This is a genomic window from Muribacter muris, assembly GCF_001038205.1.
In the GTDB taxonomy this organism is placed as follows: Bacteria; Pseudomonadota; Gammaproteobacteria; order Enterobacterales; family Pasteurellaceae; genus Muribacter; species Muribacter muris.
On sequence record NZ_JWIZ01000093.1, the window covers coordinates 1 to 9,808 of the forward strand.

Consider the following 9,808-nt stretch of genomic DNA (forward strand, 5'->3'; position numbering starts at 1 on the left):
ACCTTACTCACCTGACCCTGTGGCGTATAAACATAACGGGTGGTTTTACCATTGCGGTCGGTTTGTTTAACCACTCGCCCCATATCATCCCGTTCATTTTGACTTTGACTGCCGTCGGCAAATATCTGACCGGTTAATTCTTGGTGTTCATTAAAATAGTAATATTCCCGTCTGCCTAACGTATCAATCACTTCGGTATAGCTTGGGTGGTAAACAAACTGCCATTGCTCACCCAGATTGGTGTGATGACGAAGCACTTTACCGGTTAGGCTTGGGTTGTCATACTCATAATACGCCTCTAAGCCGGCACTGTCTCGGTGAGACACCATGATGTGATTGCGGTAGCTAAAGGTGCGGGTAATATTGCCGTAGCGGTCAATGACTTGAGATAAATCCCCCGCCTCATCATAGGCATAACCAACCAGCATCTCGCCTTGCCGGTGAAGGTCTTTCTGTGCTTCGGATAAGTCTGCCTGTTTAGCTAAAAGCGCAATAGAGATAAGACGGGTATCTTTCCCTTCGTTAATCGTGTCAAACAAGAGGCTGAATGTGCGACCGTTACCGTCAATCATATATTGCGGCAAGCCTGTTTGTGGTTGATAAATAAAACGTTGCTGATTGCCGTAGCGGTCTTCAACCTTAGTGAGCGGATAATGTACGCCATCTTGCAAGCGTAGCCCGGTAAAAGAGAACGATAACCGACGGTCTAACGGCTGAAGCACATAATCATCATACCCGGTTCGTTGCACCCAAAGTTGGTGTTCCGGTAAAAAGACCGCACCGGAGGCGGGTTCGAGCGCAGGTAAGGCTAATTCCGAACCTTGCTCATCAATATAGCGCATTCCCGCCGGCACTTTCACTAAACGCTGTACCCCCGGCACACTCCAACCTTGACCTAACCAGCCTGTCCCGATTTGGTCGGAGTAGTAACTGCGTGTCCAACTCAATGGCAGAATACCCTCGAAAGCAAAATCCACTTCCTCACCCAATACTTTAATCCCCAACACAGGATTAACCGGATGCCCAACACTTGGGCACTGCTTATTAGAGAGCGTACGTTTATCCGGCATAAAAGATTTTGCACCCGGAGGCACATCACCAACCCCGCCGGAAAGCGGGGAAGACGGATTGCCAGATTGCCCCATTTGAGGTGGTTTACACATCTCACCAGATGCGCCTAAGCCCCCCTTATCGCCTTTACCTCCTGAACTTCCCGCAGAACCCTGACCACTCGCACCGCCTTGTCCAATTTCGCCCCCGTGCGCCATTCTGCCACCACCGCCGTCTTGGGCTTGTTCTTCTGTCGGGGATAACACCGCCGCCGGTGCGCCTTCTCCCGTATCACTCTCTGCCTTCGGACTATTTAACCCTACCTTCGACCCATTCACAAACACACCATTGGCATTCAGTTTGACGATCGACTCACCAAATTTTAATTGGATTTCCTCATTATTCATCAATATTGAGGTCTGTTCCCCCACTTTCAGTAAGATTTCATCATCTGCCTGATAAGTCTGCGTCCCCGGTAATGCGGCTTCCCCTACACCTGCTTTACTGGTTTTGACACTCACCATATTTGATTCGGTAATCCGACCGCCACCAATACGCTCCGTGAGAAAACCAATGCCGATTTGGGTGAGTTGGTTACCCAACTCCACGAACAGTTCTTTATTCCCTTTTTGCACCGTCGTCCGTTGGTCGTTCTTCACCACTGTGTTCATATCTTTTTGAGCGTGGAGATAAAGCTCTTCCTTGCCGTTGCTGTCTTCCATACGCAGTTCATTAGACCCTTTGCCCTTGTGGGTTTGGGACTTAATAATCGTTTGGGTTGCCGCTTTCGGTAACGTACCCGGTGGGAGATTTTCGGCGTGATAGGTGCGTCCGATAATAATCGGTTGGTCGGGGTCGCCCTCAAGGAAGCTGACAATGACCTCTTGCCCGATACGCGGAATGGTAATGCCACCAAATCCGGCTCCCGCCCAAGGTTGGCTCACCCGGATCCAACACGAGCTGCGGTCATTGCCTTCACCGTATCGATCCCATAAAAATTGGACTTTCACCCGCCCGAATTTATCGGTAAAAATCTCTTCCCCTTTCGGCCCGACAACCATCGCCATTTGAGGACCAAAGACTTGCGGTTTCGGTATCGCAAGCGGTCGCCACGTTTGAGTTATCGGAATAAATTGAAAATGATTTTGATAGTAAGTACCGCTGCCTTGTAAATCCGCTTCGGCTTCAGCCCCCTGTGGCTGACGACCGAAATGACTAAGGCGAATAGGTTGCCAAGGGCGATTGAGCGATTTATCCGGGTGGTTTTTTAATACAAACCGCGTGCCTAATACTAATTCCGTTGCATTACTTTCCCCTGCACTTTGATGAGCTTCATTGCGTAAACTGTCTAGTCGGTATTGGCTGAACGCTTTGCCTCTATCCGCCTGTTTAAAGCGAGCCGGGTATTCAAAATATTCATAGGCTTGCCGCTGATTGTCTAAATCACTCGCTTGTTTGCCAAATTGGGCATTCCAACCGGGCTTTTTAAAGGTGTAATCCCGTAATTGAGTGCTTGATACCCGCACCCGTTCTGCCCGCTTAAAGCGCCAAATCATTGATTCACGCCGGGTCGCTTCCGGATTGGGGTTATAGCTAATGGTTTCGCCCGTAACTAATGAATCGGCATTATCACAGAAAATCAGCGTATGCTGTTTGGGTTGAAATTCAAAATAGAAGAAAATGCCTTCTTCGGCTAATAAACGGCAGAGGAAATCAAAATCTGTTTCTTGGTATTGGACACAGAACTCCCGTATCGGGTGAGCGTCTTTGAAATTATAGGCATACTGGCTGATGCTGTGTTCGGTCAAAATCGTGCCGACAATCTTTTTGAGGTCTTTTTGCTGGAAAATCCGTGAATTTGTACGCAATGTCGTTCGCCAAAATTCCGGGCGGAGTTGAACGGTATAATAGGTTTTATGAAAACCGGTCTCACCTTTTTCAAACTCCGCCACCATACCGGTGAAGCTGCGTAATAAAATACCGTCTCGATAAATGGACAGTGTGCCCAGTGAATCCAACACTTGATTAAATGCGATATTCGGTTTATCACTGATGAGCGTAAGCGTGAACTGAAACAGCTCACTATATCCCTCTTCCCCTTTAAATTCGACAACGGAAAAAGTCTCAGGCGGGAGATTAAAGGCTTGAAACGTAAATTGTAAACCGGCAGGAAACGTTGCGGCTTGACCGGACAGCATTGCAGACATCGCTTTGACAGGGGATTGCGCCAGTGCAGGCAGTTGATTTGCCATTTTACCGGCTTTTTGAGCTAATCGGATAACCTCTTGAGCCTGGCCTAGCCGTTTTGCCACTTTCTCACCCCCAATACCGAGTTGTGAGGCAGTATTCAGCCCCGCCATCACAGAATCCGTCCCAACCGCCATAGCGGATACATCATTGGCTAACTGACCCACCCCTTTAACCGTATTGATAACTTTATCGGTATTTGATAGGGCTTTGGCTAATTTTTCATTGCCAACCACGCCGTTTGCCTCATTAAGCGTATCAGTTACGTTGCTAATTGCCTCTGTTTGATTCAATAAAGAAGAAAGGGGAGTCTTTGCCATAGTGCTGTTTCCTTAACCATTTGAGGGATATGTTACCCTATTTTGTCAAAAAACAGAACTGTTCTGCTCATACAATAAACAAATTTTAGCTTGCAAAGGGAGGGGAGAAAAAGTAATATCTGACTTGAATTGATCACGAGAATATAAAGCTATATTCTTTCATTTCTTAACTACCTAAATTTAACTTAAAGAGGTTTACTATGCCAACTCCTTGTTATGTCTCCATTACCGGTAAAACACAGGGCAATATTACTGCGGGTGCTTTTACGGCTGAATCTGTCGGGAATATTTTTGTCCAAGGACACGAAGATGAAATGCTGGTTCAAGAAGTTAAACACGTTATTGAAACCCCAACCGATCCACAATCCGGTCAACCTTCCGGTCAACGTGCACACAAACCACTCAAATTAACGGTAGCACTCAATAAAGCTGTGCCATTACTTTATAATGCACTAGCCTCCGGTGAAATGCTACCGACCGTGGAACTAAAATGGTATCGTACCTCTGTGGAAGGAAAACAAGAGCATTTCTTCACCACATCATTGGAAGATGCCACTATCGTCAGCATTGACTTAAAAATGCCACATGCCCAAGACCCTTCACAACGTGAATTTACGCAATTACTTGAGCTTTCCCTAGCTTACCGTAAAGTTACCTGGGAACATACTTCCGCAGGGACATCCGGTTCTGATGACTGGCGTGCACCAATTGAGGCTTAGTCTCATTATTTCCAATTCAAAAAAGTCCTCTTGGTATAGACTATCAAGAGGACTTCTTGTTTATACCGCAGAATGAATATACTGCTTCGTTTAGAAATCAAGACTTTAATCGCATCATCAACCTATTCAATAAATTACAAAATCTTCCTCTCATCCGACCGCTTGTAGCCTCTTACAATAATGCGCTACCCAGCAACGCAATGCCAAAGCCGACAAGACCAATTGAGGTTTCAAGTAACGTCCAGGTTTTGAGCGTGGTCTTTTCGTCCATTTCTAAAAAGCGGCTCATTAGCCAGAAGCCAGAGTCATTGACGTGGGATAACACCGTCGCACCGGAGGCGATGGCAATCACGATAAAGCAGCGATCAAACTGGCTTAAATCCGTTGCATTGGTAACCATCGGGGCAATGAGTGCGGCGGTTGTAGTCAGTGCTACGGTTGCCGATCCTTGCGCTACCCGTAAGACCGCAGCGATAATAAAAGCAGCCACCACAATCGGCATTCCGGTATCAGACATCATCGCAGATAAAACATCGCCAATACCGCTGGCTCGCAAGATGCCGCCAAACATTCCGCCCGCTCCGGTTACTAATACAATCGCACAAATCGGCCCCAGTGCGTTGTTACAAATCTGCTCAATTTGCGCATAACTGCGTTTATCCCGCAAAAGTAAAATCGCCACGATCAAAGTGATTAACAGGGCAACCGGCGTTTTGCCGATTAAACGTAGGCTTTGTACCCATAATTCCTTACCGTCAATCACTTTTGCAACCGTTAGGGTGTTTAACCCTGTATCAAATAGAATTAAACCGATCGGCAATAATAATACGGTGATGACTCGGGCAAAGGACGGCGGATTTTGTACCGCAACATCGTTCACCGATAAGGCATTGAGAAAGGCTTTGGGCAAATCAACCTGTATCCGTTTGCTGATAAACTGACTGAAAAGGTAAGTGCCGATATACCAAGTCGGGATAGCACATACCAAGCCGACAATGACTAACAACCCCATATTTACGCCCAATAAATCACCGGAGGCAACAGGGCCGGGGTGCGGCGGTAAGAAAGCGTGCATCACGGCAAATGCGCCCGCAGAGGGAAACGCATAACGCAACACCGAGCCGCCAAACCGTTTCGCCACACTAAAAATAATTGGCAGCATCACCACTAAACCGGCATCAAAGAAGATCGGGAAACCGAATAAAAGGGACGCTACACCCAAAGCAAAAGGTGCTTTTTGTTCGCCAAATTGGTTGATGAGCGTATCCGCCAATACTTTTGCACCGCCGGTAATTTCCAGTAACCGCCCAATCATTGCCCCCAGTCCAACCAATAAGGCAACCGATGCTAAAGTATTACCGAAGCCGCTTAATAAAGTCGACATAATTTTATCCACCGGAATACCGGCGGCCAATGCGGTTAAAAGACTGACCGTAATTAACGCAACAAAAGCGTGCACTTTGAATTTAATGATCAGCACCAGCAATAATAAAATGGCGGCAACCATAATAAAAATCAGCATTTTCCTCTCCTTTTAGTTATTGTTATCGGTAACATACCATTATTTAGTTACATAGGAAATATATCGCTAATTTTTATTTAAAAAGTGTGAACATCTTCACATTTTGATTAACTTTTCAGAAAAAACAGCGATAAAAATGGTAAATTGGTGCTTTCACTCTGTTATCGGTAACTTAGGGATTATTTATGACTATCGGAAAAGCATTTATCGTAATGGGGGTATCCGGCACTGGTAAAACCTCAATCGGCACGGCGGTTGCGCAACATTTAGGGCTAAAATTCATTGACGGGGACGATCTCCACCCCCGTGCTAATATTGTGAAAATGGCGCAAGGGCAGCCGCTTAATGATGATGACCGCCAGCCTTGGCTGGCTCGTATCAACGATGCAGTATTTAGCCTGACACAGAAAAACGAGCAGGGGATCATTGTTTGCTCTGCCTTAAAAAAAGCCTATCGGGATCAGATCCGAGCCGATAATCCGCCAATAAAATTCCTATTTTTACACGGTGAATTTGAATTAATTTTACAGCGAATGGCGCAACGGCAGGGGCATTTTATGAAAGCAGCGATGCTCAAAAGTCAGTTTGACACCTTAGAATTGCCTCAGCCGGACGAACAAGGTGTCTGCTTTATTGATATTGATGCTCCGTTTGAGCAAGTGGTAACACGCTGTATTGAGGTCATTCAAGCAACAGGTTAGATACTCTCACCTAAATGGATTTGGTAGCCTAAATCAATCAGACCGGCAGATTGTGCCTCTCCGTGAATACGGGCTAACAGTTGCTCGGCGGCAGTTCTGCCAATCATTAAACGGGGGGTAATGACGGTGGCAAGTTGCGGCGTAAGGGATTGCCCGACATCATGACCGTGAAAGCCGGCAATCGCCATCTCCGTCGGCACGGCAATACCAAGCCGCTGGCACTCAAACAGCGCGCCGATCGCTAAATCATCATTGGTACAAAAAATGCCGTCTAACACCGGATATTCCGCCAACGCTTGCCGAAGCTGCTTTGCCCCCAAAGTGAACGAAGAAGGTTCTTCGGTACTGATACAATGTGCCGTCAAACCGTGTTTTGTCATTGCACGTTGGTAGCCCTGCATTTTGAGCTGGGTGCGTTTATCCATTCTCGCACAAAAGTAGGCGATATGGCGTTTCCCTCTTGCAATCATTGTTTCAACCATTGCTTGCGCTGCAGAAATATTGTCAAAACCGACCGCTTGTTGCCGCCCCATCTCGCTGCTGTCCATCATTTCAATCACCGGGATTTGCGCCACGTCTAACATTTTTAGGGTGCGGGCGGAATGGTGGTTTTCCGATAACAGAATGCCGTCAATATTGTAGGAAAGCAGCGATTCAATCCGCTGTTCCTCTTTCTCCACACTGTATCCGTAATGGGCTAACATTGTCTGATAACCCGCCTGATCGGTAATTTGCTCAATCCCTTTGATCACATCGGCAAACACCTGATTGGTTAAAGAGGGCACTAGCACGCCAATGGCTCGGCTTTTCGCATTCGACAGAATATCAGGGGCACGATTTGGAATGTAACCAAACTGTTCGATCGCCTCAGCGATACGGGCTTGTGTGTCAAGCGCAACCGTATTGCGATTGCGTAAATAGCGGCTAACCGTCATCTTGGTGATCCCAAGATGGTCGGCAATATCTTGTAACGTCGGGCGTTTACGCTTAGGCATTTTCATTAGCGGTAAAAGAAGTGGTGTGGAAGTATATCGACTATTCTAACCCAGCGGCTAAAATTGTAAATCGTTAGGCAGAGAAGGGCGATAACCTCACCCTTATTCAACAGAATTAGGCGGTTTTGACCGTAGGCACTAATTCAATATTCAGTGCATTTAGAATTTTACAGATTGTTTCAAAGCGAGGCTTACTGCTCGAAAGCGTCTGATACAGGCTTTCCCGCCCAATGCCCGCTTTTTTCGCTAGCTCGTTCATTCCTTTGGCTCTGGCAATATGGTTTAACGCTTGGATAAATTCCTCATCCGTACCGTTTTTTAACGTTTGCGCCAGATATAAGGCGATCAATTCATCATTTTCTAAATATTCTGCAACATCAAAATGGGTAATATCCATTTGATATTCTGTTTCCGGTAAAAGATTTTCATTATTCATTGCTGCCTCTATATTTTTTAATTTGTTTATTTAATTGCTGATATTCAGACCACAATAACTTTGCTTTTTCAATATCCTCTTGTTGCGATGTTTTACAATTACTGCCAGTTAATAAATAAAGTCTCCCTTCACCTTGTGCGAAATAAATACGGTAGCCTTCACTGATATTTGCCCGCATTTCATAAATGCCACTCCCTACAAATTTCCACTCGTCTAACATACCCCGTTCGGATTGCTCAATGTATTTCACCATTAAAATCATCTTAGCCAGTGGATCTTTTATGTCTTTAAACCAATTTCGAAACATTGGTGTTTGCTTCAGTGTGTACATTCTCTCTCCTTTATATTTATGAAAGGTGATTGTAATGTTTACAATACAGGAAGACAATATCCGACCCGAACTGATCCGAGTTCTCCAGACACAACAAAGTATTTACTATCAAGGCTTGTAAGGCATCAGGATTTCTGTTATTCCCTCAATAGCGTCGTTTGGATTGATAGTTCATTTGCCTTCGACCACTGGGCTTTATACTGGATATCCCTCTTTATTAACGCATCAAGCTCTTTCAGTTCCGCTTCGTTTCAATCAAGGTTACAATTCGCAAAGCGATCAGCTCTTCAATCCCTCGTTCACCGAGCATATTTTGTCACCGGTATTTTTCCGCTTAATAATAAATCGGGCGAGGCGAAGGAAGGCTTAATTCTTTGGTAATTTCCTGCGGAGAATATTTTTAGGGACTGCTCTAGATAATTAGGACAGCCTCTGAATTATTATAATGGGATTAAAGTTAAACTTAGTGATAGAGTTGAGTTATCTAAGAGTCTAGGGAGGGTAGTAGATATTATTTCTGAAAATAAATATTTAGAAGGGTGTGATTCTTTTGAGTATTTACGTAAAGGTGTGGTTATTAACTTTAATCATTAAGGTCTAATTTATTATGATTATGAAATAGAATAAGATGTGGAGTTTATTCAAAAACAAGAATAGACATATTATATTCAAAAATTTAATTATATTAACATGGCATTCCTTTAAGGCTCATATATTATTCAAGAAGAAAATCGTTACTTGAATAGCTACTAACTCTGGTTCAATTACTTCTAAAGCTAGTAGCTGTAATACCAACTATAACAATAATTTATCAGATTATGCTGAATTATTCGGTTGGGCAGCATTGACAGTAGGATTAACTATTTCTTCTTTTGATTGTTCTGTGGGAGAAGCTACGAGTGGAGCAATGTTTCTTAGAAAAATGTCTACAATATTTTAACTAAGATAGTTAAAAATGAAGGGGCTGTAGTAGATTAGCCCTAAATATCACACCATTTGTGTAACGTGTTTAGTTGTGCTTTTGGTGTCCCAAAGTTAAACTGAAATTCACATGCCTCAAGAATAAGAAGAAGTTTTTTCGGTTTATTCCGTTGTATTTTCGCAGCACGGGTTTTGCCTGACTCCAAAAATGTTCAATACCGTTAATGTGATTTTCACGCTCAACAAAAGTCTCTGAATGGTTGATGCTTTCGTGCTGAAATTCGCTGACATCTAATGCATCATAACTGCGATAAGGATCGGTATAAACCCAACTGTCAGGCTTGATTTCCCTTGTCATAACAGGCATTAGCGTTTCTGCGTTGGTATTTTTAACCACAACGGTAAACACCTTTCCTTGACGTTTTAGTAAGCCAAAAACTGCGACTTTTCCGGCTGCTACCCGACCTCGTTTACCTTTGCGATGACCACCGAAATAACTCTCATCAACCTCGATTTTTCCTTCGAAAATGTCTTGTTCTTCAAAGGCGAGATGATATGCGATGACG

The 9,808-nt window shown here is 44.5% G+C and carries 7 protein-coding genes and 1 pseudogene; 2 read left to right on the forward strand and 6 right to left on the reverse strand.

Features of this window, described 5'->3' with window-relative positions:
* On the reverse strand, positions 1–3,617 hold a 3,617-nt coding region (locus tag RO21_RS13025; RefSeq protein ID WP_157019808.1), incomplete at its 3' end, for a type VI secretion system tip protein TssI/VgrG.
* 200 nt (positions 3,618–3,817) lie between these two features.
* Here RO21_RS13025 and RO21_RS11225 point away from each other — a divergent pair.
* Positions 3,818–4,336, forward strand: a complete 519-nt coding sequence (locus RO21_RS11225; RefSeq protein ID WP_047977870.1) for an Hcp family type VI secretion system effector — start codon at positions 3,818–3,820, stop codon at positions 4,334–4,336.
* Between the two features lie 172 nt (positions 4,337–4,508).
* Here RO21_RS11225 and RO21_RS11230 read toward each other — a convergent pair whose 3' ends face one another.
* Positions 4,509–5,858 carry a GntP family permease gene (locus RO21_RS11230; protein WP_047977871.1) on the reverse strand — a complete coding sequence of 450 codons (1,350 nt, stop codon included), beginning with the start codon at positions 5,856–5,858 and terminating at the stop codon, positions 4,509–4,511.
* 185 nt (positions 5,859–6,043) lie between these two features.
* Here RO21_RS11230 and RO21_RS11235 point away from each other — a divergent pair, with 185 nt between their 5' ends.
* On the forward strand, positions 6,044–6,559 hold the full coding sequence (locus RO21_RS11235) for a gluconokinase (RefSeq protein WP_047977872.1): 516 nt from the start codon (positions 6,044–6,046) through the stop codon (positions 6,557–6,559).
* On the opposite strand, the gene gntR is transcribed toward RO21_RS11235, so the two are convergent.
* From gntR to RO21_RS11255, 4 genes and pseudogenes are all read right to left on the reverse strand, one after another.
* The gene (gene gntR / locus RO21_RS11240; RefSeq protein WP_047977873.1) at positions 6,556–7,554 is read right to left on the reverse strand and encodes a gluconate operon transcriptional repressor GntR; all 999 of its coding nucleotides are present in this window, start codon (positions 7,552–7,554) and stop codon (positions 6,556–6,558) included. The two genes, RO21_RS11235 and gntR, sit on opposite strands and share 4 nt — an antisense overlap.
* 115 nt (positions 7,555–7,669) lie before the next feature.
* On the reverse strand, positions 7,670–7,990 hold the full coding sequence (locus tag RO21_RS11245; RefSeq protein WP_047977874.1) for an addiction module antidote protein: 321 nt from the start codon (positions 7,988–7,990) through the stop codon (positions 7,670–7,672).
* The gene (locus tag RO21_RS11250; RefSeq protein ID WP_047977875.1) at positions 7,983–8,321 is read right to left on the reverse strand and encodes a type II toxin-antitoxin system RelE/ParE family toxin; all 339 of its coding nucleotides are present in this window, start codon (positions 8,319–8,321) and stop codon (positions 7,983–7,985) included. The genes RO21_RS11245 and RO21_RS11250 overlap by 8 nt, the downstream gene beginning before the upstream one ends.
* A gap of 980 nt (positions 8,322–9,301) precedes the next feature.
* Positions 9,302–9,808, reverse strand: a pseudogene (locus RO21_RS11255) (IS1595 family transposase); the annotation flags it as partial.

Coding starts and splice junctions, on each gene's coding strand:
- RO21_RS11225 (WP_047977870.1), top strand. CDS start 3,818: ATGCCAACTCCTTGTTATGTCTCCATTACCGGTAAAACACAGGGCAAT.
- RO21_RS11230 (WP_047977871.1), bottom strand. CDS start 5,858: ATGCTGATTTTTATTATGGTTGCCGCCATTTTATTATTGCTGGTGCTG.
- RO21_RS11235 (WP_047977872.1), top strand. CDS start 6,044: ATGACTATCGGAAAAGCATTTATCGTAATGGGGGTATCCGGCACTGGT.
- gntR (WP_047977873.1), bottom strand. CDS start 7,554: ATGCCTAAGCGTAAACGCCCGACGTTACAAGATATTGCCGACCATCTT.
- RO21_RS11245 (WP_047977874.1), bottom strand. CDS start 7,990: ATGAATAATGAAAATCTTTTACCGGAAACAGAATATCAAATGGATATT.
- RO21_RS11250 (WP_047977875.1), bottom strand. CDS start 8,321: ATGTACACACTGAAGCAAACACCAATGTTTCGAAATTGGTTTAAAGAC.